The 23,761-nt window shown below is 52.1% G+C and carries 17 protein-coding genes and 3 pseudogenes; 5 read left to right on the forward strand and 15 right to left on the reverse strand.

The window, feature by feature from the left end:
- Positions 1–16: 16 nt before the first annotated feature.
- The gene (locus tag DWZ16_RS02835) at positions 17–784 is read right to left on the reverse strand and encodes a TatD family hydrolase (RefSeq protein ID WP_107000843.1); all 768 of its coding nucleotides are present in this window, start codon (positions 782–784) and stop codon (positions 17–19) included.
- 21 nt (positions 785–805) lie between these two features.
- A complete protein-coding gene (gene metG / locus DWZ16_RS02840; protein ID WP_118468863.1) occupies positions 806–2,797 on the reverse strand; it encodes a methionine--tRNA ligase in 1,992 nt (663 codons plus the stop codon).
- A 222-nt stretch (positions 2,798–3,019) separates the two neighbouring features.
- Between metG and DWZ16_RS02845 the strand changes: the two genes are divergently transcribed.
- Positions 3,020–4,864: a DUF885 domain-containing protein gene (locus DWZ16_RS02845; RefSeq protein ID WP_118522243.1), complete on the forward strand. Its 1,845-nt coding sequence runs from the start codon at positions 3,020–3,022 to the stop codon at positions 4,862–4,864.
- A 73-nt stretch (positions 4,865–4,937) separates the two neighbouring features.
- Here DWZ16_RS02845 and DWZ16_RS02850 read toward each other — a convergent pair whose 3' ends face one another.
- The 4 genes from DWZ16_RS02850 to DWZ16_RS02865 all read right to left on the reverse strand — a co-directional run bounded on the left by DWZ16_RS02850 (position 4,938) and on the right by DWZ16_RS02865 (position 7,604).
- Positions 4,938–5,471, reverse strand: a complete 534-nt coding sequence (locus DWZ16_RS02850) for a GerMN domain-containing protein (protein WP_022358467.1) — start codon at positions 5,469–5,471, stop codon at positions 4,938–4,940.
- A gap of 105 nt (positions 5,472–5,576) precedes the next feature.
- Positions 5,577–6,023 carry a MarR family winged helix-turn-helix transcriptional regulator gene (locus DWZ16_RS02855; protein ID WP_022358468.1) on the reverse strand — a complete coding sequence of 149 codons (447 nt, stop codon included), beginning with the start codon at positions 6,021–6,023 and terminating at the stop codon, positions 5,577–5,579.
- A gap of 238 nt (positions 6,024–6,261) precedes the next feature.
- Complete coding sequence (locus DWZ16_RS02860) at positions 6,262–6,798, reverse strand: spore maturation protein (protein WP_118522244.1); 537 nt, start codon at positions 6,796–6,798, stop codon at positions 6,262–6,264.
- Positions 6,799–6,962: 164 nt separating this feature from the next.
- Entirely contained in the window at positions 6,963–7,604 is a 642-nt protein-coding gene (locus DWZ16_RS02865; RefSeq protein WP_118468868.1) for a nucleoside recognition domain-containing protein, read from the reverse strand.
- A gap of 280 nt (positions 7,605–7,884) precedes the next feature.
- Between DWZ16_RS02865 and DWZ16_RS02870 the strand changes: the two are divergent.
- Positions 7,885–9,758, forward strand: a pseudogene (locus DWZ16_RS02870) (ABC-ATPase domain-containing protein).
- Positions 9,759–9,875: 117 nt separating this feature from the next.
- Here the strand turns inward: DWZ16_RS02870 and DWZ16_RS02875 are convergent.
- The 9 genes and pseudogenes from DWZ16_RS02875 to DWZ16_RS02915 all read right to left on the reverse strand — a co-directional run bounded on the left by DWZ16_RS02875 (position 9,876) and on the right by DWZ16_RS02915 (position 18,843).
- Entirely contained in the window at positions 9,876–10,982 is a 1,107-nt protein-coding gene (locus DWZ16_RS02875) for an NAD(P)H-dependent flavin oxidoreductase (RefSeq protein WP_107000849.1), read from the reverse strand.
- Positions 10,983–11,043: 61 nt separating this feature from the next.
- Positions 11,044–12,935: pseudogene (gene accD, locus DWZ16_RS02880) on the reverse strand (acetyl-CoA carboxylase, carboxyltransferase subunit beta).
- A gap of 20 nt (positions 12,936–12,955) precedes the next feature.
- Positions 12,956–13,378, reverse strand: a complete 423-nt coding sequence (gene fabZ, locus DWZ16_RS02885) for a 3-hydroxyacyl-ACP dehydratase FabZ (protein ID WP_022359380.1) — start codon at positions 13,376–13,378, stop codon at positions 12,956–12,958.
- 124 nt (positions 13,379–13,502) lie between these two features.
- A pseudogene (gene fabF, locus DWZ16_RS02890) lies at positions 13,503–14,746 on the reverse strand (beta-ketoacyl-ACP synthase II).
- A 159-nt stretch (positions 14,747–14,905) separates the two neighbouring features.
- Positions 14,906–15,646, reverse strand: coding sequence for a 3-oxoacyl-[acyl-carrier-protein] reductase (gene fabG / locus DWZ16_RS02895; RefSeq protein WP_118471598.1), 741 nt, complete (start codon positions 15,644–15,646; stop codon positions 14,906–14,908).
- A complete protein-coding gene (fabD, locus tag DWZ16_RS02900) occupies positions 15,640–16,572 on the reverse strand; it encodes an ACP S-malonyltransferase (protein ID WP_118522245.1) in 933 nt (310 codons plus the stop codon). Before fabD ends, fabG begins: the two co-directional genes overlap by 7 nt.
- Positions 16,573–16,589: 17 nt before the next feature.
- Positions 16,590–17,516, reverse strand: a complete 927-nt coding sequence (gene fabK, locus DWZ16_RS02905) for an enoyl-[acyl-carrier-protein] reductase FabK (RefSeq protein WP_022360534.1) — start codon at positions 17,514–17,516, stop codon at positions 16,590–16,592.
- A complete protein-coding gene (acpP, locus tag DWZ16_RS02910; RefSeq protein WP_022360533.1) occupies positions 17,516–17,749 on the reverse strand; it encodes an acyl carrier protein in 234 nt (77 codons plus the stop codon). Before acpP ends, fabK begins: the two co-directional genes overlap by 1 nt.
- Before the next feature lie 131 nt (positions 17,750–17,880).
- Positions 17,881–18,843, reverse strand: a complete 963-nt coding sequence (locus DWZ16_RS02915) for a beta-ketoacyl-ACP synthase III (protein ID WP_118522246.1) — start codon at positions 18,841–18,843, stop codon at positions 17,881–17,883.
- Positions 18,844–19,287: 444 nt separating this feature from the next.
- Here DWZ16_RS02915 and DWZ16_RS02920 point away from each other — a divergent pair, with 444 nt between their 5' ends.
- From DWZ16_RS02920 to DWZ16_RS02930, 3 genes are read left to right on the forward strand one after another with little or no spacing between them, the layout of a single operon-like run.
- Positions 19,288–19,983 carry a response regulator transcription factor gene (locus DWZ16_RS02920; protein ID WP_022360531.1) on the forward strand — a complete coding sequence of 232 codons (696 nt, stop codon included), beginning with the start codon at positions 19,288–19,290 and terminating at the stop codon, positions 19,981–19,983.
- 45 nt (positions 19,984–20,028) lie between these two features.
- On the forward strand, positions 20,029–22,572 hold the full coding sequence (locus DWZ16_RS02925; protein WP_118522247.1) for a sensor histidine kinase: 2,544 nt from the start codon (positions 20,029–20,031) through the stop codon (positions 22,570–22,572).
- Between the two features lie 11 nt (positions 22,573–22,583).
- Complete coding sequence (locus DWZ16_RS02930) at positions 22,584–23,696, forward strand: alginate O-acetyltransferase AlgX-related protein (RefSeq protein ID WP_243021904.1); 1,113 nt, start codon at positions 22,584–22,586, stop codon at positions 23,694–23,696.
- The last annotated feature ends 65 nt before the right edge of the window (positions 23,697–23,761 follow it).

Genomic DNA, 23,761 nt, shown 5'->3' on the forward strand with positions numbered 1-23,761 from the left:
TCCGGGACACCCCTTTTTACGGTAACCGGTACAGCCTCCGCGCATTCTCTTCAGTCGCACGGACGATCTCTTCCGGTGTACATTTCTTGATTTCTGCCAGCTTTTCCGCCACATATGGCAGGTTCAGTGAGGAGTTGCGTTTGCCGCGGTTGGGAACCGGAGCGAGGTAGGGGCAGTCGGTTTCGAGTACCAGACGGTCGAGCGGCGCCATCTCGGCTACTTCCAGAAGCTTTTTCGCGTTCTTGAAGGTCAGTACGCCGCCGATGCCTAAGTAAAAGCCCATCTTTAAATACTCTGCCGCCATCTCTTTTCCATAGGAGAAGCAATGAATCACACCGCCTATCTCCCCGGAGTGCTCTTCCTTCATGATATCGAGCGTATCCTTCGCCGCGTCGCGGCTGTGGATGATGACTGGAAGTTTTAATTCCCGCGCCAGATTTAACTGGCGGTGGAACCATTTCTTCTGGGTCTCATGATCCGGCTCTTCCCAGTAATAGTCGAGACCGATCTCACCGATCGCCACGATCTTCCCGGACTGTGCCAGCACACGGAGTTCGGCAAATTTTTCCTCGTCAAGCTCCGCCGTGCTGCTCGGATGGACACCTGCTGCCCCATAGATAAACGGATATTTTTCCGTCAGGGCAATCGTCGTCTTCGTGCTTTCCATATCCGCGCCGACATTGACGACCGTGCCGATCCCGCCTGCTGCCAGACCGGAAAGCAGTTCTTCCCGGTCCCCGTCAAACGCCTCATCATCGTAATGAGCGTGTGTATCAAATATCATATAAGTTATATCCTTTTTTTCTTAGCAGATCTCCGCACCCGCCGGCATCTCTTTCTCCGTTGTCATCAGGGACAGCTTTCCGTCTGCATCCTCGGCACACAAAATCATGCCCTCGGAGAGCAGACCTGCCAATTTCGCCGGTTTTAAGTTGGTCACAACCATGACTCTCTTGCCGACCATCTCCTCCGGGGAGTAGGAATGCTTGATGCCGCTGATGATCTGGCGCACTTTGCTTCCGACCTGAACCTGGGAGCAGAGAAGCTTCTTGGACTTCGGAACAGCCTCGCAGGAGAGGATCACGCCAACCTGGAACTGCAGTTTTGCAAAATCATCGTAGGTAATCTCTGCTTTCGGCTCGATATCGATGCCCTCGGCTTTCTCGTCCTCTTCCTTCTCCGGCTCTGCCTTTGCAGCAACTGCCTTCTTCTGCTCTTCCTGGATAACTTTGACTTTCTTCATCACATCGTCGAGTTTCAGGCGGGCAAAGAGAACCTCCGGCTCCTCAGTCACCTTATTTCCGGACGGATAACGGCCAAATTCATCCATCTGTGGCAGTTCACGTTTTACGGTATTTAACTCTTTTAAGATCTTCTCAGAGGTCTCCGGCATGAAGGATTCAAGCAGGGACGCACCGATCGTGATAGACTCAACCAGGTTGTAGAGAACAGTCGCAAGACGATCCTGCTTGTCCTCTTCCTTTGCCAGAATCCACGGGGTTGTCTCGTCAATGTATTTGTTGCTGCGGCGGAAAATATTGAAGATCTCGGTGATCGCATCGGCAACGCGCAGCTTATCCATCTTCTCATCAACCTTGCGGACTGCTTCCAGCACTACCTTCTTCAGATCCTCGTCCACCGGCTCCGTCACGCCCTTGTCGGCTACCACGCCGCCAAAGTACTGGTTCGTCATCGATACCGTTCTCTTTACGAGGTTGCCGAGGATATTTGCCAGATCCGAGTTCAGTCTCTCTACCATCAGCTCCCAGGTAATAACGCCGTCGTTCTCAAACGGCATCTCATGCAGAACGAAGTAGCGGACTGCATCCACGCCAAAGAAATCAACCAGTGTATCGGCGTAAATCACATTTCCCTTGGATTTACTCATCTTGCCGTCGCCCTGTAACAGCCACGGATGACCAAATACCTGCTTTGGAAGCGGCAGGTCGAGTGCCATCAAAAAGATCGGCCAGTAAATGGTATGGAAACGGATAATATCCTTACCAATCAAATGCAGGTCTGCCGGCCAGTATTTCTTGAACAGCTCGCCGCTCTCACCGTCGCAGTCATATCCAAGACCGGTGATATAGTTGGTCAGTGCATCCAGCCATACATATACAACGTGCTTCGGGTCGAAATCAACCGGAATCCCCCATTTAAAGGAAGTACGGGAAACACACAGATCCTGCAGGCCCGGAAGCAGGAAGTTGTTCATCATCTCATTTTTACGGGAAACCGGCTGGATGAACTCCGGGTGCTCATTGATATAATCGATGAGTCTCTGCGCATATTTGCTCATACGGAAGAAATACGCCTCTTCCTTCGCCGGCTGTACCGGGCGTCCGCAGTCCGGGCATTTGCCGTCTACGACCTGGGACTGGGTCCAGAAGGACTCGCACGGGGTACAGTAAAGTCCCTCGTAGCAGCTCTTGTAAATATCGCCCTGATCATAGAGCTTCTTGAAAATCTTCTTTACCTGCGCCTCATGATCCTCGTCGGTGGTGCGGATAAATTTGTCGTAGGATGTATTCATCAGATCCCAGATCGTCTTGATCTCACCCGCCACGTTATCGACAAACTGCTTCGGCGTGATGCCAGCCTCATCTGCCTTTAACTCGATCTTCTGACCATGCTCATCGGTGCCCGTCTGGAAACGCACATCGTAGCCCTGCGCTCTCTTGTAGCGCGCAATGCTGTCCGCCAGCACGATCTCATAGGTATTTCCGATATGCGGTTTGCCCGATGTATAGGCAATCGCAGTTGTTATATAGTAAGGTTTCTTACAGTTCTGACACATTTATCATGCCCTCCTTATTAAAATTGCGCTTTAAATTGTGTTCTTCACAAAAAAAGCCTCTAACCGCCCATGGTTTTCCATCTGCGATTAAAGGCAAGCCACCTTCTTTTCTCTGCCTTTTCTTCATATATAAATATATAGATTAAGTCTATCTGTTTTGCATCCCTTTGTCAAGTATGGTATACTTGCAGACATATATATTTGTTTTGGAGGTATTATATTATGCAGAAACGCTTTTCCTTCCCGCCCCTGCCGCGCACAGCGCTCGCGATCGCTGCAGCTGCTGCCCTGGCGCTCTCCGGATGCGCTGGTTCTTCCGGCTCAGGAACCCCCGCCGAATCCTACGCCGCTTCCGGGCAGACTGGTTCTCCTTCCAATGCATCGTCCGATGCTGCCAGCGAACAGGCGCGTTTTGATGCGTTTCTGGCACACCAGTTTCAAGAAAGCGTGCAGGACGATCCGCTCTCCCTTCATTTTCTTGTCCGAAATCCGGAAAATTACGGTATCACCGAACCGGAGATGAAATTTCCAGAATATTCCCTGGAACAGCTTCAAAAGGATTCCGAGGAAAACGCGGCCGTTCTTGAGAAACTTTCTTCCTTCGATACCTCTCTCTTGACCTCCGACCAGCTCTTCACCTACCGGATGATGAAGGACACACTGGAGACGGAAGCCGGCTCGAAGGGACTGGAACTCTACAATCAGCCGTTAAGCGCCCTGATCGGCACGCAGGCGGAACTTCCGACCTTATTAGCCGAATATACATTTTACAACCGTGCCGACATCGACCATTACCTGACACTGCTTTCGCAGATCGACACATATTACAAGCAGCTCGCAGCATATGAACAGGCGCAGGCAGACGCCGGTCTCGCACCGTCCGACGACACCATCGACCGGATTTTAAAATCCTGTAAAAGCTACCTCATCCGCCCGGAAAACAGCCTGCTGACGGAAACATTTGCCTCCCGCTTAAATGCGGTTGAGGGCTTAAGCAATGCAGAAAAGGCATCCTACAAAGCAAAACATCTGACCATTTTAAAGGAACACTTTATCCCGGCATATACAAACCTCTCTAAAGCACTGGAATCGCTCAAGGGCTCCCATCCGGAGGCAGGAGGACTTAGCACCTACGAACACGGCAGGGAGTATTATGCCTATCTTGCGGCGGCGCTGACCGGCACAGATTCTTCGGTCGATGCGCTCAAAACGCGGATTGAGAAGCAGATGCAGGCAGATTTATCCGAAATCCGCGTCCGCTTAAAGGAACATACGGAACTCGTCCGGCAGATGACCGACTCTGCCATCACACTCTCCGATCCGGATGAGATCCTTCAGAATTTACAGACGCAGATTCAGGATGATTTCCCGGCGCTTACAGATACCTCCTACACGCTCAAATACGTCCCGGAAGCGCTGGAATCCTCCCTGTCCCCGGCATTTTTCCTCGTACCGCCGATCGATTCCGACGGTTCCAACACCATTTACATCAACGAAAAAGCAAGCACTGAGCAGAACCTCTACACCATGCTGGCGCACGAGGGCTATCCGGGGCATCTCTACCAGTCGGCTTATTTCAATGACCGGGAGCCGGTTCCGGTACGGCGGCTTCTTGCCTGCGGCGGCTACAACGAAGGCTGGGGACTCTACAGCGAACTGTACGCCTACTCCTTCGACAACGGACTGCCGGAAGCGGTCAAACCACTGATGCGCTGCAGCGAAGCCAGCAGCTACGGGCTGTACGCGCTTCTCGACATCTGCATCCACTATGATGGCTGGGATCTCGCCACAACAACCAGTTATCTGGAAAATTCCTACGGATTTACGGATCCGGAATCCGCGCGCGAGATATACCTGGCAATCATTGATAATCCGGGCAATTACCTGAAATACTATACCGGCTATCTGGAAATCCTGACCATGCGCCAGGAAGCCGAGGAGGTACTTGGAAACAAATTCAACGCCAAGAGCTTCCACCAGTTCATCCTGAACATGGACGGCGCTTCCTTCCGGGTCATCAAACCGTATTTTCAAACATGGCTGATGACGGAGAAATTACACGTATAAGAGAAAAAGAGCGGTATCTCCCTGTATGCATCCGCAGACTTCAGGGATCCCGCTCTTTTCGCATTTTCATGCTTTAGTTTACTTTCTTGTAATTCTTCTCAAAGCTCATCGGACCGTCGCCGATCTTCTCGCCTGCTACGCTCAACTCCAGCGTCTTTGCCTCGTAGTTCTGGATAAATGTATTGGCAATGGCCATGACAACCAGCTTGTCAGAGGACTCCTTTAAGGAGGAGAGATCCAGCGTCAGGGCGCCGTCCTTCTGCTCAAATTTATCCACGGTGATTCCCTCTTCAATGACGCCCACCTCTGCCATCTTATCAAGCAGTTCCTGTGCATCCAGCTCATCGCCGTCAATGCCATCCATATTCTGTTTTAAGCCGCTCTTATCAGATTTTACAGAATATACGCAAACCGTTACCGTCGGATCTGCATCCGTTACCACCATGCTTTCTTTCTCAGCCACGCCGTCTACAGTCTCCTGCTGCGCCGCACCTGCCGGGGCAGTTCCATGTTCGCTGGTTTCTCCTGTATTCCTTGCCGTCGGCGCACATGCGCCCAGAACAGCTGCCATCATAAGACCAGCTGCCATTACCATAAATTTCTTCATAATGTACCTCCTTGTATTCTCCTCGCAGCAGTTGCTTCACGGTTTTCGCAACCGTTTTTGTCTTTCACACCTGTTTCCATCCAGTGCAGACTACATCCATTCTTTTTACCGCTGCCCATCCTTACTCCTAAACCACTGATTCAGCTTCATCAGCGCCTTTACTAACGTCTGCATCTCATCTTCCGACAGATCGCTTGTCAGGCTCTCGATCATCTCCCGATGGAACCGGGCGTGATGCCCATACGCTTTTCTGCCCCGCTCTGAAAGAGAAATATATACGACCCGCCGATCCTCGAGTCCCCGGCTTCGTTCCACATAGCCCTTTTTGACCAGGCTGTTCATGGCAATCGTGAGCGTTCCCACCGTAACGGACAGTTCTCTGGCAATCGATGACATATTTTTCGGTTCACCAATCCCGATCGCTTCGATCACATGCATATCGTTATTCGTGATGTCTTTAAACTCCGGCGTAATGATTACCTTCTGTTCTATGTCCATCACATCGCGGAACAGCGTCACCAGAAGCTCATTCAGCGTCTCATAATTTCCCACAGTTTTCCCTCTCATCCTTGGTTTCAGCGCGCAAAACGGCAATTTACCCTACCGATTATACAATATTCTGTGCGGCAAGACAACTAGCAAATTTCTTACATCTTCTCTTATACCATAGCACTTGTTACTGTTCACGCACACGTGCCCAGTAACGGAATTTGCCGTGGCTTCGCATTTAAATACGGCAAATTCCTGCTGCCACCACGTTTTCTTACGGCACTTTCGGTTCCAAAAGTGCCTACCCGTGAACAGTTACCATAGCACTACATAAGATACTCGCCACAAGCCCCGCGAACGTTGCAATCAGCGCCCCCGCAAGCGTCCATCGCGTCTTTGAGATCCGCACGGTCAGATAGTAGACACTCATCGTATAAAAAACCGTCTCCGTGCAGCTCTCAAGAACCGACACCATCATGCCGAGCCGCGAATCGGGTCCATACGTTTTAAAAATATCTAAGAGCAGCCCCGTCGCCGCCGAACTGGACACCAGACGCACCAGAAGCAGCGGAACCACCTGCGCCGGTATATGCAGAAATGCCGCCGGTCCCGCCAGCACCCCGGAGAGGAAATCGAGAAAACCGGAGGTCCGAAGCACGCCGACCGCCGCCATCAGTCCCACCAGCGTCGGCAGGATTCCAGCCACCGTTTTAATCCCCGCAAGCGCCCCTTCGATAAAATCATCAAAAACCGGGCGTTTCTGAAGCACCGCAAACCCAACGATATAAAACAAAACAACCGGAACCAGGTATTCAGAGAGGTAATTGATGCAGCGCATTTGACGGCTCCCGTGTCTATACTTGTTTTATATGTATGGTTTGAATCCGCGTTCTATGATAACGGATCTGTTTCCAGAGCCCCTTATTTTAACAAGGGCATTATAGGGGATAAATTTGTTTTTTGTGTGAAATTTTTCCCCTACATGACGCCAAATTGCGTTTTCTATTTCCAGCCATCCTTTTTTATTGATTTATATTGCTTTCTCCTGCACATCACGCGGCACACCGCCACTCCTGCCAGCGTGCTGACACAGGTCGCCAGGAACGCCGGACCGGCCACTGCCAGCGGATGCGCCGATCCGTACTGGCTCCGGTAGGCGATCATATTGATAGGAATGAGCTGCAGCGATGAAATATTTACGACCAGAAACGTACACATTTCATCGCTCGCCGTTCCCTGTGTGACCGCCGCCGGATCCCCCGCCGCTCTCCGTTCCTCCTCCAGTTCTTCCAGCTCCTTCATCGCCGTAAGCCCCGCCGGGGTCGCCGCCCAGCCAAGCCCCAGCATATTGGCAATCATATTGGCGGCCATCGAAGAAAGCGCCGGATGACCCGCTGGAATGCGTGGAAAGAGGAAATGAAGCACCGGCCGCATCCCCACCGACAACTGCTCAATCAGCCCCGCCCGCCGTCCGATCTCCAAAATTCCCGTCCAGAACGCCATCACCCCCAGCATCGTGATTCCCAGCGAGACTGCATCCCCCGCCGCTGCAAGCATTCCCTCCGTCACCGCCCCCAGCGTCCCATGCACCGCCGCCCAGCCAAGCCCCGTAAGCATCATAAACGCCCAGAGTGCATTTAACATGCATCTACCTCCCTGCTGTCATATGGTACGCTCAGAACATTTTATACTCAGACAAGTATAAAAAGACGCCAAATATACACCATCATAAATAGATACAATTATATCGTTTCTTTTCGTCCATTCCGCTTGCATTTCAGAATTTGGATCTTTAAAATAAGAACTATCATCTCCTTCACATGACAGACATTCTTTGAAAAAGGTCATTTTATATGGATTCTCCTGCCAAAAACCGTGAAGGCATTGAAATATGATTTAATATTATGAAAACGAGGTATTCAGAATGAAACAATCCGCAGATTTAAAGCGTCTCCTCACCTCCATCGATCACAAAAGCTATCCGGCTTACAAGGATGTGCGCGGCGCTTATGATTTTAATACGTATATTTTATCCATCGACCATGTACAGGGTGACCCGTTTGCATCTCCTTCCAAGGTCAGTGTCCAGGTCCGCCACGCGAAAGCCGGATTTCCGGCAGAACTCTTTGATACGCCGTGGAAAAAAACAGCGCTTGAAGATTACCTGCTCCGCTGTTTTTCCCGTGAAATCGGTCGTCTTTCTTTCAAGGCAAAAGGTTCTGGAAAAAGTGGTCTGATCGCCACCAGCCGCCCCGGTCAGGAGGTCCTCTCCCGGACCGCCTGCGAGATCGGGAGAAATGAGATTACAGCCCGTTTTGAGGTTGGTTTCCCGGCATTCGGGCGCACCATCAACTCAGGTGAACTGATCCGGATTTTCTTTGATTTTCTTCCAGGCTGTGTCGAAAACGTCTTTTTCTACCGCCGCCAGAACAACGCCGAAATCAAAAAACGCATCACGCTGGCAGACGACCAGCAATTTATCCGCAATGAGCTGAAACGCTTGGACCTCGTCTCCTTCGTCGCAGACGGCTCAATCCTGCCGCGTGAAACCGGCGTCTCCGACCGTCCGATGAAGGGCAGTGTGGCGTTCCATTCTCCAGATTCCTTAAGAATCACTCTGAATCTTCCGGGACACGGTCCGATCTCCGGCATGGCAATCCACCGCGGCATCACCCTGATCGTGGGCGGCGGCTACCACGGCAAATCCACACTGCTAAAAGCGCTGGAATCCGGCGTCTACAACCACATTCCGGGGGATGGACGTGAATATGTCATCACCGATGAAACCGCAGTCAAGCTGCGCGCCGAGGATGGACGCAGCATCAACCACGTTGATATTTCCCTCTTTATCCGGGATCTGCCGAACAAAAAAGACACCACCTACTTTTCCACCGCCGATGCCAGCGGCAGTACCTCCCAGGCGGCAGCGTGATCGAAAGCATTGAAGCAGGAGCCCGCGCTTTCCTGATCGACGAGGACACCTCCGCTACCAACTTCATGCTGCGGGACGACCTGATGCAGCGCATCGTCAGCCGCGATAAAGAGCCGATCACCCCGTTCATCGAACGCGCCCGCGATCTCTACAAGCAGGCAGGCATCTCCACCGTCCTCGTAGCTGGAAGCTCCGGCGCCTACTTCTTCATCGCAGACACTATTATCCAGATGGATGCATACCGCCCGTTTGATATCACGGAGATGGTAAAAAATGCCTGCGAACAGGAGGCTTCCAAACCCGCCATCCAGGCGCCTGGGTTCAAGCTCCCGACAGCTGGACGGAAGCTGGCGGCTGGCGGAACAGGGCGGGCTGTGGGCGCGATGGCGCTGAATTTTGGCGACAGCCGCGCAGAAGCAGGCGGTGAATCTCAGGAAGAGGGCGAAAACAGCAGTCGTTCTGGACGGTTTGGCAATCGCGGCGGCAGCGCCTCCGATGCAGGACGCTTTGAACGCGGTCGCGGAGGACGCCGCGAAGCTGATCGAAATTCCGACCGGAACACGCGTATCAAAGTCCGTGTCCACGACAAACACTCTTTCCAGGTTGCCAAAGAGCCGGTCGATCTGCGCTTCGTCGAACAGCTTGCCGACAGCGAGCAGACCGCCGCACTTGCCCAGATGGTGCGCTACTGCCTGGAAAAAGGGCTTCTGGAGCGCTGCACCGTACAGGAAACGGTTGCCACACTCTTAAAAGCCTATGAAGCAGACGGGCTCTCTGTGTTCAGCGATGCTTCATATGCCGCCATGGGACTGGCAATGCCGCGCGTGCAGGAGATTTATGCTTGTTTAAATCGTTTTAGGGGATGATTGGATACACAAAAGAGGGCTGCATTTTGCAAGCCCTCTCTTTATATTTTTGCATTTTACACTGAACTATTTGCAAATTTCATCTTGGCTCATCCCTGAACCCTGCCAAAATCTATCCTACCCTTCGCACAGCGCCCGCATCACGCCCTCAACCGTCTCTATCTTCTCTGCTCTCCACGCGTTTCCGCCGCAGAAAATCAGAGCATGATCTTCATCACCGCGGGCGGCATTGACGAGTGCCTGCGTGATGCAGTATGGGATCTTCGCCGGATCACAGTGTTCCAGACACTGGTAACAGTGTGTCACTGCCTGTCTTCCTTTTTCCAGTTCTTTTAAGAACGCATTCTTGATCGCACGTCCCGGCATGCCGACCGGACTTTTGACAATCACGATGTCCTCTTCCTTCGCATCCAGATATGCCTGCTTATATGCCATCGGTGCATCGCATTCCTCGGTTGTCACAAAACGGGTTGCCACCTGCACGCCGTCCGCGCCAAGCTCCATCTGGTGCATCACATCCGCATGGTCGTAGATGCCGCCAGCCGTCACAACCGGAATCGATTTGCCATATTTCTGCGCGTATTTTTTAACCAGCGCGATAATTCCCCGCACTTCCTCGTCATATTCCGCCTGATGGAATGTCTCGGCTGCGTGCGGCGTGTCTACCTCCAGCTCGGTCAGCTTCTCACGGTCAAATCCCAGATGTCCGCCCGCCAGAGGTCCCTCAACGACCACCAGATCCGGTGCGGTCTGGTACTTGCGGTCCCACATCCGACAGATGACCGTCGCCGCCTTAACGGAGGAAACGATCGGCGCAATCTTCGTCGCCGTCCCTTTCACATACTCCGGCAGGGAAACAGGAAGTCCTGCGCCCGATATGATCAGGTCAGCGCCCGCCTTGACCGCCGTTTTAACGTACTCCGCATAGTTTTTCGTTGCCACCATGATATTAAAGCCCACGATGCCGCCCTTCGCGATCGCGCGCGCCTTCTGTAACTCTGAACCGATCGCGCGCAGGTTTGCCTCCTGCGGATGTTCGGCAAAATCCGGCTCCCGGAAACCGATCTGGGCAGTGGAAATAATGCCGATGCCGCCAGCCCCCGCCACGGCTCCTGCCAGCGAGGACAGGCTGATGCCAACCCCCATACCGCCCTGGATGATCGGAAGCTTCGCCGTCAGATCACCAATTTTCAGCGGTTTTAACTGTGATAAAATTGTACTCATACGATCTCCTATATTCACAAAGGGGACCGCCGCGCGGCAACCCCCTTTCAATATCTATTTTTTAGATTTTTCTAAAACGTTCATACCGCTGCTCCGCGATCTCATCCGGTGTCTTTTCCGCGCAGGACTGGAAGAACTCACGCATATGGCGGTCGATGATGCGTCCGATCTCCTCGATGTTGTCATCGGTTGCCGGCTCATCCTCGCAGATAATGCGCTCGATCATGCCAAGCTCATACAGATCCTCTGCCGTCATCTTCATGACCTTCGCCGCCTCGCTGGCTCTCTTGGCATCTTTCCACAGAATCGAAGCAAAGCCCTCCGGAGAAAGGATCGAGTAGGTCGCATTCTCCATCATCCATACCTCGTTGGAAACCGCCAGCGCCAGTGCGCCGCCGCTGCCGCCCTGACCGGTGATAATCGCCAGAATCGGCACCTTCATATCCGACATCTCAAAGAGGTTGCGGGCAATCGCCTCGCCCTGGCCTCTCTCCTCTGCCTCCATACCCGGGAATGCACCTGGCGTATCGACAAAACAGATGATCGGACGGTTAAATTTCGCCGCCTGTTTCATCAGACGGAGCGCCTTTCTGTATCCTTCCGGAGACGGCATGCCGAAGTTGTGCTTCATGCTGTCTTTCGGGGATTTACCTCTCTCCTGTCCAATGACCGTGACCGGCATTCCATAGAAAGATGCCACACCGCCGATGACCGCCATATCATCGCCATAATACCGGTCGCCGTGGAACTCGGTAAAATCGTCAAACAGGATCCGGATATAATCGCTGGCGTTCAGACGTCCGGCGCTACGGGACTGGCGTACTGCCTCCCAGGCGTCTCTCTCTCGACCTGCGATCTTATTTAAGGTCTTCTGGCGCATGATACCGGAGAACGGTGCTTTCCGGCTCTTTAACTTGCCTTCCGCCACAGAAGCTGCTTTTTCTGCCTTGGATGCAGATGCCGCTTCTGTGTGGTTCTCCGCCTCGTCGTTCCATTTCTCCCAGCCATGCTCCTGGCTGTGAAGCTTCAAAATCTGTCCCAGAACACGCTTCTGATCTTTTCTTTCCACGATCTGATCCACAAAACCGTGTGTCAGCTGGAACTCGGCTCTCTGGAAGCCCTCCGGGAGCTTCTGGCCGATCGTCTGCTCGATGACACGCGGACCCGCAAATCCAATCAGCGCTCCCGGCTCTGCCAGGATGATATCGCCCAGGGACGCAAAGCTTGCCGTTACGCCGCCGGTGGTCGGATCCGTCATAAAGCTTATGTAGAGAAGTCCCGCCTCGGAATGACGTTTTAAGGCTGCGGAAGTTTTCGCCATCTGCATCAGGGAGATCATGCCCTCCTGCATTCTCGCGCCGCCGGAAGCCGCGTAGATGATAACCGGAAGCCGTTCCTCGGTCGCACGCTCTACCGCACGGGCAATCTTCTCTCCCATGTTGTGACCCATGCTGCTCATCAGGAAACGGGAGTCGCAGACCGCAATCACAGTCTCATAACCGTGAATCTTTCCTTTACCAGTGACAACCGCCTCATTTAACTCAGTTTTCTCTCTGGCTGCCTCAACCTTGCCTCATAGCCCGGAAATGCAAGCGGATTGACCACAGACATCTCCTTATCCCACTCTTCAAAGGTACCTTCATCGATCAGCATCTCAATCCGGCGGTACGCATGCATCCGGAAATATCCGCCGCAGCGCGGGCACACATACAGGTTGTCCTTGACATCCTGCACCAGAATTGGTTTCTCACATTTATTACACTTACGCCATAAAGAACGCAGACTTTCCGGCGTCATCGCCGTCGGACGGCTCGGAATCTTCTCCGGTTTTTCCTGTGCTGCCTCTGCCGCCCTTTTATCTGCTTTCGCGCTCTCCGCACGGCTTACGCCGGCAGAACCGTGGTCGTTTGTATTGATCGAAGTATACGATTTCTTAAACAGATTTTTAAACATCTCTTATTCAACCTCACTTATTAGCCAATCATAAACGTCAGCTCTGCGGAAACAGCCAGCTTGCCATCGACGGTTGCCGTCGCACTTCCGATGCCGACCGGTCCTTTTCTCTTGATGATATGGCACTCCAGCTTTAACTTGTCGCCCGGAACTACCTTTTTCTTGAATTTTGCGTTGTTGATTGCCCCGAAATATGCCGTCCTGCCCTTATTTCCTTCTTCACTTAAAATCGCAACCGCGCCGACCTGCGCCAGCGCCTCCACGATCAGGACGCCCGGCATGACCGGCTCCTGCGGAAAATGACCTGCAAACCACGGCTCGTTGTATGTTACATTTTTATATCCAACCGCACCCTCGCCCGGTGTCACTTCCTCGATACAGTCGATCAAAAGAAACGGATGACGGTGCGGGATGATCTCCTGGATCTCTTTAATTCCCATCATAATTTCAGTTACCTCTTTCGCTTTCCCAGACATCATTTTTGTATGCTGCAAGTCTCTTCCGCCAGCTCCAGTGCGCTGCTTCCAATCATTCAATCATCCACACAAAAACGTCCTCAAATTATATTTAGTCCTCAAATTTCTTGATTACCAGGCTGGCATTGACACCACCAAATCCCAGGGAGTTGGTCAGGGCATAGTGGATATCCATCGGAACACCCTCGCCCATCGTGTAATCCAGATCGCAGCCCTCGCCTGCCTCTTTTAAACCTGCGGTTGCGTGTACAAATCCATCCTCAATGGATTTCACGCAGGCGATAAACTCAACACCGCCCGCTGCACCTAAAAGATGTCCAATCATCGACTTAGTGGAGTTAATTTTTACCTTGTAAGCGTGGTCGCCCAGCGCTTTTTTCACTGCCATCGTCTCGAAGAGATCGTTATGGTGTGTACTGGTTCCATGTGCATTGATGTAATCAATCTTCTCCGGTGCGATACCTGCATCCTTGAGCGCCATCTCCATCGCATACGCTGCGCCGCTCCATCCTCTGCCGGGGAAGTGATGTGGAATGCATCGTTGCTTCCGCCGTAGCCGACTACCTCTGCCAGAATCTTTGCGCCACGCTTCTGCGCGTGCTCTAAGGACTCCAGAACTACGATACCAGCGCCCTCGCCCATGACGAAACCATCGCGGTCCTTATCAAACGGACGGGATGCCGTCTCCGGGTCATCATTGGTAGAAAGAGCCGTCAGAGCCGCGAAACCTGCCATACCGAGCGGTGTGATCGCAGACTCGGTACCACCGGCTACCATCACGTCTGCCTCGCCGTACTGGATCGAGCGGAACGCCTCACCGATAGAGTTCGTACCGGTCGCACAGGCAGTTACCACGTTGATGGATTTGCCCTTTAAACCATAATGCATTGCCACATTGCCGACTGCCATGTTGCTGATCATCATCGGAACGAGCAGCGGGTTCACGCGGTTCGGTCCTTTTTCCAGCATTTTTTTGTGCTCACGTTCCATCGCCTGTAAGCTTCCGATACCGGAACCGATGCTGGTTCCCACGCGGAACGGATCCTCTTTTTCCATATCCAGACCCGCCTGTGCGATCGCCTCACCGGCTGCCGCTACCGCATACTGGGAAAACGGCTCCATACGTCTCGCTGCCTTCGGATCCATGTATTTCTTCGGATCAAAATCCTTCACCTCGCCTGCCAGCTTTGCCTTATAATCGGTTGTATCAAAATATGTGATCGGCGCGATACCGACTTTTTTATCCTTTAATCCCTGCCAGAAGCTTGCTACGTCATTTCCAATCGGAGTGATCGCTCCCAGACCGGTTACTACTACACGTGTCTTATTTCCCATCTAAAAACCTGCCTTTCTATCGTCACAGTTCACACGTTGTGCAAACTGCGACACGATTTTGCCGATGCTTCGCATTCCAAATCGGCAAAATCTGCTGCCACTACGTTATCGTACGCCACTTTCGGTTCCAAAAGTGCCTATCTGTAAAGCACCTTTTCCCTACATCGCCATTCCGCCGTCCACGCACAGAACCTGTCCTGTGATGTAAGCTGCGCGGTCAGAAGCCAGAAATACGGCTGCCTGCGCTACATCCTCGGTCGTACCGAAACGTTTTAACGGAATCTGCTCGCCCATCGCCTTCTTCACATCGTCCGGAAGAACGGCGGTCATTTCCGTATCAATAAATCCCGGTGCAATCGCGTTGACCGTGATACCACGGCTTCCAATCTCCCTTGCCACGGATTTGGTCAGTCCGATCACGCCCGCCTTGGACGCACAGTAATTTGCCTGTCCCGCATTTCCCATCACGCCGGAAACAGAGGAAATATTGATGATGCGTCCGCCCTTCTGCTTTAACATCTGGCGGGATACGTGCTTAATGCAGTTAAATGCGCCCTTTAAGTTCGTATCGATGACGGCGTCAAACTCTTCCTCACTCATCTTCATCAGAAGATTGTCACGGGTAATGCCCGCGTTGTTGACTAAAATATCAATTCTCTTATAGCGGCTGATAATGTCCTTTAAGAACACCTCCGCCGCGCTGTAATCCGAAACATTGCACTGAACGGCTTCCGCCTGTCCGCCCGCCTCGGTAATTTCCTTCACAACGTCCTCTGCTTTTGCCGCAGAGCCATTATAATTGACGATCACCACAGCGCCCTCTTTCGCCATCGAAATAGCGATCTGACGGCCAATTCCGCGGCTGGCACCTGTCACAACTGCTACTTTTCCATTTAACATCCAAGCGCCTCCTTTACTTTGTCGATATCTTCCAGTTTCTCTATATTGAACGCCTTCGCGTTTTTGTCGATTTTACGCATGAAACCAGTCAGGGTCTTACCCGGTCCGATCTCAATAAATGTGTCCACACCGTCTGCTAACATCTTCCGGATCGTCTGCTCCCAGCGGACGGAGGAAGAAACCTGCTTCATCAGAAGCGGCTTTACATCGGCTGCATCGGTCACATAATCTGCCGTCACATTCGCAATATACGGAATCTTCGGTGTATGAATCTCAACGGTATCGAGTACCTTTCCAAGCTTCTCGCCAGCTCCCACTAACATCTTGGAATGGAACGGTCCGCTTACCTTTAACGGAAGAACGCGTTTTGCGCCCGCTTCCTTCAATTTCTCTCCTGCCTCGGCAACCGCCTCTGTCTTACCAGAGATAACAATCTGTCCCGGGCAGTTATAGTTGGCAATCTGCACGCCCTCGATCGGCGCGATCACCTCTTCGATCTTCTCTGCATCCATCGCCAGTACGGCAGACATGGCGCCCTGACCAACCGGGACTTCGCCCTGCATCAGGATACCTCTCTGCCGCACGGTACGGATGGCATCTTCGTCAGACATAACGCCTGCAGCCGCCATTGCAGGATATTCTCCCAGGCTCAGGCCCGCAGCCACATCCGGGCGGATTCCGGTACGTTCCATGAATACACGCATCATCGCAAGGCTGGCGGTTACCATCGCCGGCTGCGTATACTCCGTGATATTCAGACGGTCCGTCTGCGCCGGATCAAAGCAAAGATCGGTCATTGAAAACCCAAGGATCTCGCTTGCTTTCTCAAACATCTCGCGTCCCGTTTCCGTTTCCTGATAAAAATCCTGTCCCATGCCAGTGGTCTGTGCGCCCTGACCCGGAAAAATAAATGCAATTTTGCTCATAGCGTTACACTCACTCTCTACTTTCTGCCCAAAAGCGCCTCCGCCTGGGCCATCATTTCTTCAATCATTTCCTTACAGGTCTGCTCTTTCTTCACCATACCTGCAATCTGTCCAGCCATCACGGTTCCGTTGTCCACGTCACCTTCCATGACTGCCTTCCGAAGCGTTCCAAGTGTTAAATACTCCAGTTCCTCGAACGGGCGTCCCTCTTTTTCCAGCTTCAGATACTCTCTCGTCATCTTATTTCTAAGACAGCGGATCGGATGTCCGTGACTCATACCGGTTACGGTCGAATCAATGTCCTTCGCCTTGATGACTCTGTCCTTGTAAGCCTGGCTTACGATAGATTCCTTCGATACGACGAAGCGGGTTCCCATCTGGACCGCCTCTGCGCCCAGCATAAATGCCGCCGCAATGCCGCGTCCATCTGCGATACCTCCAGCCGCAATCACCGGAATCGAAACCGCATCAACCACCTGCGGAACGAGCGTCATCGTCGTCGCCTCGCCAATGTGTCCGCCGGACTCCATGCCTTCTGCAACGACTGCATCTGCGCCACTCTTCTCCATCAGACGTGCCTGTGCAACCGAAGCGACAACCGGAATTACCTTAATGCCGGCTTCCTTCCACATGCCCATGTATTTGCCTGGAATACCGGCGCCGGTCGTTACGACCTTGATGCCTTCTTCCACAACTACCTTTGCCACGTCATCCGCATACGGGCTCATCAGCATGACATTGACACCAAACGGCTTCTTTGTCAGCTCTCTCGCCTTGCGGATCTCCTCGCGGACAACCTCACCTGGTGCATTGGCGCCGCCAATTAAGCCCAGACCGCCAGCTTCAGAAACGGCTGCTGCCAGATGATGTTCTGCCACCCATGCCATGCCGCCCTGAATAATCGGGTATTCAATCCCCAACATTTCTGTGATCTTTGTTTTCATTATGCCTCTACACCTTTTTCTTTTAAGTAGTTCATAACATCGCCTACAGTTGCCAGGTTCTGCAGATCCTCAGCCGGGATCTCTACGGAGTACTCGTCCTCCAGAGCCATAACCAGCTCAAACAGATCCAGGGAATCAGCACCCAGATCATCCTTGAAAGAGGAAGCCTCGGTAATGGAATCTGCGTCTACGCTCAGCTGCTCTGCAATAATTTCTTTCATTTTCTCTAACATCGTTTCAATCTCCTTTTTAAATGAATTTTCTTTTTGTGACCGCAAAAATGCAATCACTGTTCTTATATTTTATCAAAAAATGGGATAATGTACATTAGTTTTGCTATATATTTTTTTGCCTCTCCAGACACCTACCAGGTCATCAATGCCGCGCCCCAGGTAAGACCCGCGCCAAAACCTGCCATCACCAGCGTATCGCCGCGTTTTAAGCGTCCGTCCCGGTGCATTTCATCCAGGAGAATCGGAATCGAAGCCGCCGACGTATTGCCGTAGCGCTCGATATTGACCGGAATCTTGTCCATCGGAACCTTCAGACGGCGCGACGCCACTTCCAGAATCCGGATATTCGCCTGATGCAGCAGATAATGCTGTACCGCCTCGCGGTCCGTTCCGGTCTCCTCCAGAATCGCATTCACAATCTCCGGTACCTTCTTCACCGCAAACTTGAAGACTTCCTGACCGTCCATCTGCATAAAACCAAGCTCCGGCTTACCTCCCGTCAGGCAGTTTTCAAGACTTCTCGCCTGGCAGTACAGAACGTCGTTCTTCGTTCCGTCGCTGCCGACCAGCGTCTTCACCACACCCGTCTCGTCCGCCCGGACAACCGCCGCGCCCGCGCCATCGCCAAACAGGATGCAGGAACTGCGGTCCGTCCAGTCTAACACCTTGCTCAATGTCTCCGCACCGATGATCAGCGCCGTCTTATAGATGCCCGCCTGAATAAATCCCTGCACAATATGTAAGGCGTAAATAAATCCGGAACATGCCGCCGTGATGTCAAACGCCACCGCATGTTTCGCCCCGATGGCTCCCTGTACATCCGCCGCCGCACTCGGGAACGCCCGATCCGGGGAAGAAGTCGCCACGATCACGATCTCAATCTCCTCCGGAGAAATGCCCGCGTCCGCGATCGCGCGCTTCGCCGCCTCTGTCGCCAACGCCGAGGTTCCCTCGCTCGTCGAGACATGTCTGGCTCCAATACCCGTCCGTTCCCGGATCCAGGCATCATTTGTATCAAGAAATTTCGTCAAATCCTGATTCGTCACAACCTGCTCCGGCGCATACGCGCCAATTCCAATGATTCTAGCTGTCATTTTCTCGTTTAACTCCGCTTCTTCTATAAAAGATAGTTTTAATTTCAAATGGTTTGATATTCAAATTAATTTAGAGTGTAGCGGAGAATGTGGGGTTTGTCAAGGGTAACTTGTAAATGAACGGCAGGATTCTGGTGAGAAGACGCAACCCGGACAGAGAAGAGCCGCCCCCAATCTTCCGGAAAACGCTCTCGCTCTTGCACTCGCTGCAGCGGACACTAAGCTCGAAAAAACCTCGCTAAGTGCCGGCGCGAGTGATGTTTCCTACAGATTGGGGGCGGCTCTTCTCCTGAAATACGCATCACTTGAAATACATAAAAATTAGGATACCGCGGTCTTCTTTTTCGTTGTATAATTATAAGACATAGGTATCTTTATTGTATCTATACAGAAATTTGTATACTATATTATCTATATATTACCCTATTAAAAGGAGGAGTTGCTATGCAGAGTATTCTTGTATGTGACGATGATAAACAGATCGTAGAAGCAATTGACATATACTTAACCGGTGAGGGATTTGAGGTTATCAAGGCGTATGACGGCGCAGAGGCGCTGGAGCTTTTGAAAACGCACACCGTGAATTTGATGATTCTGGACGTTATGATGCCGGGGTTAGATGGAATCCGGACGACGCTGAAGGTGCGTGAGACCAGCAGCATCCCGATCATTATTCTTTCCGCGAAGTCTGAGGATGCGGACAAGATTCTGGGCTTAAATATCGGGGCAGATGATTATATCACGAAGCCGTTTAACCCACTGGAACTGGTCGCCCGCGTGAAATCTCAGCTCCGCCGCTACACGCAGCTGGGAAATATGAACAATCAGATGGGCAACCACGTATTCAAATGCGGCGGCCTGCAGATCAACGATGAAAATAAGGAAGTAACCGTGGACGGCGAGCTCATCAAGCTGACACCGATCGAGTACAACATCCTGCTTCTGCTCGTTAAAAACGCCGGAAAAGTCTTCTCCATCGACCAGATCTACGAGGCGATATGGAATGAGGAGGCGATCGGCGCGGACAATACAGTTGCGGTTCATATCCGCCATATCCGCGAAAAGATCGAAATTAACCCGAGGGAGCCGCGCTATCTGAAGGTTGTCTGGGGTGTTGGATATAAAATTGAGAAGCAGTAAAAATGTGAATCATCCATCTAACAGAAGTTAGGAGTTGCAAAATTTATGACAAAACTCTCACATATTCCGATGCAGATCCAGAAATGGATCGCCAGCCTCGCGCATCTGTTTTTCCTGATTCTGGGACTCATCGGTATCAGCCTCATGTATATCAATGGAAATTTCGGGCTGGGGCTGACCGGCATTGGCTCGGTTCCTTATGAGGACACCGCGGAATTTAACACACAATTTAATAACGATCTGAACGATATCTTCCTATATATGGAATATCAGGACGTCTTCGGTGCCGACAGCTCGATCGACCTCTCGCGCCGGATGCTCAAAATGACCTTTGGACCAAGCGAGACCGAAAATTTCTCCCTGTCCTCCCTGATTTCCTATCTGGAATCCATGGGGTACCAGCTCGACGACGACTTTAACTGCCAGAAAGTTTCTGAACCGGCAGACGGCGTCAAGAGCCGCGAAGGCTACGTCGAATGGTCGGTTCAAGAGCCGCAGCGGATCTACAGCTACCGTTCTGCCAGCCGGAAGCGCAGCACATTGGAGGATGCGGCGGTCGAGATCATGGACACACTGCATCGTTATTACACAGTGTATAACCGTTTCGTCGCCAATCCATCCAACCTGCATTTTAAAATCCAGTACACGGAGCCAGATTCGGATCAGAGCGAAACAACCCAGTTTACAAACACCGATTCCCTGACACCGGAAAATGTCAAGGAATACGGGCGCTACGCGTACCTGCCGGGCAATTCCGTTTTCTACGACACCAACATGAAAGCGATCCCGCTCAGCAGCATTTCCGCACTGGCATCCAATAACCCGTACACCGGCAGCGACTATTATCTGCTGATCGGAATCGATACAAATTATCCAGTCACTGACCTTTACGCGCGCACGCATACCGCATACCTGCACCGGCAGCACCTGTATCTGACCGGATTTGCACTGACAATCTTTGCAACGATCGGACTGCTTTTAAGCTTCCTGTTTCTGTTCCGGGTGTCCGGCTACCAGAGTTACCGCAGCTTCGACGTGACGCTGCACGGCTTCGACAAGAGCGGCACTGAAACCGGCATCGTCTTTTTTGCCGCCATGACCGCGATCGCCCTGGTTGTAAGCGACCTGATTCTCATCCGCATCCTGCATCTGGTCATTCCATCGCAGTATTGGTACTTCTCCGATCACAGCCTGCAGGCGCTGGTCCTGTATCTGGGCGGACTGCTGCTCTTTTTCAGCCTCCTGCGCCGCTACCGCGCCGGTACCCTGTGGACCTCCAGCCTGATCTGCCGGATTCAGAAGAAAATGTTGATCCTCAAAACACGGCAGAACTTCCGCAGCCGCCTAGGCATCGGATTTGTTCTCTATCTTGCAATCAACACAGCGCTTATCAGCCTTGCCTGGTATTTCTGGGACCGCGTGTATGCAAATTTATACGTTGTTTACCTGCTGACAGGTCTGACTGTGCTGGTATTTCTGCTGTTTAACCTGTGGATCTTTTACATACTGTTCCGGCAGGCAAGCGAACAGGAATCCATCCGCGATGCCGTCCGCCAGCTCTCCGCCGGGGAGACCAGCTATCAGCTTGATCTCGATGAATTTGACGGTCCGGAGCTCACGCTGGCAGAGGGACTCAACAACATCAGTTCCGGTCTTGAAACCGCCCTTCAGGAGAAAATGAAGAGCGAACGCCTCAAAACCAACCTGATTACCAACGTTTCACACGACATCAAAACGCCGCTGACCTCGATTATAAATTATGTAAACCTAATGAAACGGGAACATATTGAAGATGCGCGGATCAACGCCTATCTTGATGTGCTCGACCAGAAATCACAGCGTCTCAAAACACTGATTGAAGACCTCGTCGAGGCATCCAAGGCAAGCTCCGGCAATGTGAAGCTTGAATTTACCGACATTGACCTCGTCCAGATGGCATTTCAGACCAACGGCGAATTTGAAGAAAAACTGGATGCCAGACATCTGCAGCTCATCATCAATGCCCCGCGGGAACCGCTGATGATCCGCGCCGATGGACGCCGCCTGTGGCGCGTACTTGAAAACCTGTACAACAATGTCTGTAAATATGCGATGGAGGGCAGCCGCGTCTACGTAGACCTCGCCCGCGTTCCCGGAAAGCCAGAAACCGGTACTGCTGGCCAGGCAGTCTTCACCATCAAAAATATATCTGCCAATCCGCTCAACATCCGTGCCGACGAGCTGACCGAACGTTTCGTGCGCGGCGACGTCGCCCGCACCACCGAGGGAAGCGGGCTGGGACTATCGATCGCCAAAGATCTGACGGAATTGCAGAACGGGCAGTTTAGTTTGTATATCGATGGGGATCTGTTTAAGGCGCAGGTAACGTTTGATTTGGTGGAGAAAACGACGGAGAAGGCGGTGGAGGACGCAGAAATAATAGAAGAAACCGATGCTTCCGAAGCGGCTGAAAAGCCGAAAAAGGACGATGAACTGAAAAAAACAAATATACCGGAAGAAGCTACTATTCCAAAAGAGGTAAACGGCGAATCTTCCGAAAATGCTATCAATGAAACCATAAACACTACGGAAAATTCAAGAAATGAATAAAAATTTATGAATTGAGGACTTTATCCTATGAAACGCACTCATATCATGATCGCAGTCTTCTTCGCCTGCATCCTCTCCCCCAACCTGCTGTTCCTATCCTGAAAACCACAGCCGATGAGGGCACCGGCGAAAACCGCAGTCTGGCGGCATTTCCAACTCTGTCGCTGGAAACCATCGATACCTTTCCATCCGGTGTTGAGGACTGGATCAACGACCACGCGGCGTTCCGCAACCGCTTCTTAAGCCTGAACGCCCGCTTAAACCTCTCCTTATTCCAGTTCGGAGACTCGCAGGACGTCATCACCGGAAAAGATGGCTGGTACTTTTACACGCTCGGAAGCTCTGTCGAGGACTTCCTCGGCACCAACCGTTTTTCCGCCGGGGAACTTCGTATGCTGGCCGAAAAACTCCAGACCGTTCACGATGCCTGGGAAAAACAGGGAACTGAATTTATCTTCCTGTGTGCGCCCAACAAAGAAGGTGTATACAGCGAATTCCTCCCGGATGGCTTCACCGCACCGGACGGACCTACCCGCCGCAGTGAACTGCTCGATTATCTGGAAATACACACAAATGTCCCAGTTGTCAATCCATACCCGGAGCTCAAAAACCGCCGGGACTATCAGTGGTATTTCAAAACCGACACCCATTGGAACGATGCTGCCGGATTTCTCGTCTCCGGGCAGATCATCGATGCCGCTGGCGGCACCTCCACGCCGATCGAGGACGTCACTGTCACCTATGAGCCACGCGATCCGGGCGATCTGGCGAACCTGTTCCACATGCCAGAATCCATGTGCGACGATACCAAAGCAGATGTATCCGGGTATCGAAACAACGTAACCATCCACTACGACAGCGCCTCCGACAATGGCAACATCGCCCACATCTCAGCAGACCAGGCGCCCGACCCGCGACGCATCACGATCTACCGTGACTCCTTCGGAACCGCCCTGTTAGCAGGACTGCCGAAATACTTCGCGCATACCGATTTCTATCACTGGCAGGCATTCGAGCCGGAATTTTTGAACGAAAATAAGCCGGATGTGCTGGTGTATGAGGTGGTGGAACGGGATTTGGGGAGAATGATGGAGGATTTGGAGAAATTGATGCCGAATCAATGACGTGCATAGTTTGTGCATTTTCAAAAGTATCATTTGCACAGTTTAGATGTGTTTTTTTATTGATC

Source organism: Clostridium sp. AF29-8BH, assembly GCF_003478145.1.
GTDB lineage: Bacteria > Bacillota > Clostridia > Lachnospirales > Lachnospiraceae > Otoolea > Otoolea fessa.

Coding starts and splice junctions, on each gene's coding strand:
- DWZ16_RS02920 (WP_022360531.1), top strand. CDS start 19,288: ATGCAGAGTATTCTTGTATGTGACGATGATAAACAGATCGTAGAAGCA.
- DWZ16_RS02875 (WP_107000849.1), bottom strand. CDS start 10,982: ATGAGTACAATTTTATCACAGTTAAAACCGCTGAAAATTGGTGATCTG.
- fabG (WP_118471598.1), bottom strand. CDS start 15,646: ATGTTAAATGGAAAAGTAGCAGTTGTGACAGGTGCCAGCCGCGGAATT.
- metG (WP_118468863.1), bottom strand. CDS start 2,797: ATGTGTCAGAACTGTAAGAAACCTTACTATATAACAACTGCGATTGCC.
- DWZ16_RS02850 (WP_022358467.1), bottom strand. CDS start 5,471: ATGAAGAAATTTATGGTAATGGCAGCTGGTCTTATGATGGCAGCTGTT.
- acpP (WP_022360533.1), bottom strand. CDS start 17,749: ATGTTAGAGAAAATGAAAGAAATTATTGCAGAGCAGCTGAGCGTAGAC.
- fabK (WP_022360534.1), bottom strand. CDS start 17,516: ATGAAAACAAAGATCACAGAAATGTTGGGGATTGAATACCCGATTATT.
- DWZ16_RS02925 (WP_118522247.1), top strand. CDS start 20,029: ATGACAAAACTCTCACATATTCCGATGCAGATCCAGAAATGGATCGCC.
- DWZ16_RS02835 (WP_107000843.1), bottom strand. CDS start 784: ATGATATTTGATACACACGCTCATTACGATGATGAGGCGTTTGACGGG.
- DWZ16_RS02860 (WP_118522244.1), bottom strand. CDS start 6,798: ATGCGCTGCATCAATTACCTCTCTGAATACCTGGTTCCGGTTGTTTTG.
- DWZ16_RS02865 (WP_118468868.1), bottom strand. CDS start 7,604: ATGTTAAATGCACTCTGGGCGTTTATGATGCTTACGGGGCTTGGCTGG.
- fabD (WP_118522245.1), bottom strand. CDS start 16,572: ATGAGCAAAATTGCATTTATTTTTCCGGGTCAGGGCGCACAGACCACT.
- DWZ16_RS02845 (WP_118522243.1), top strand. CDS start 3,020: ATGCAGAAACGCTTTTCCTTCCCGCCCCTGCCGCGCACAGCGCTCGCG.
- DWZ16_RS02915 (WP_118522246.1), bottom strand. CDS start 18,843: ATGACAGCTAGAATCATTGGAATTGGCGCGTATGCGCCGGAGCAGGTT.
- fabZ (WP_022359380.1), bottom strand. CDS start 13,378: ATGATGGGAATTAAAGAGATCCAGGAGATCATCCCGCACCGTCATCCG.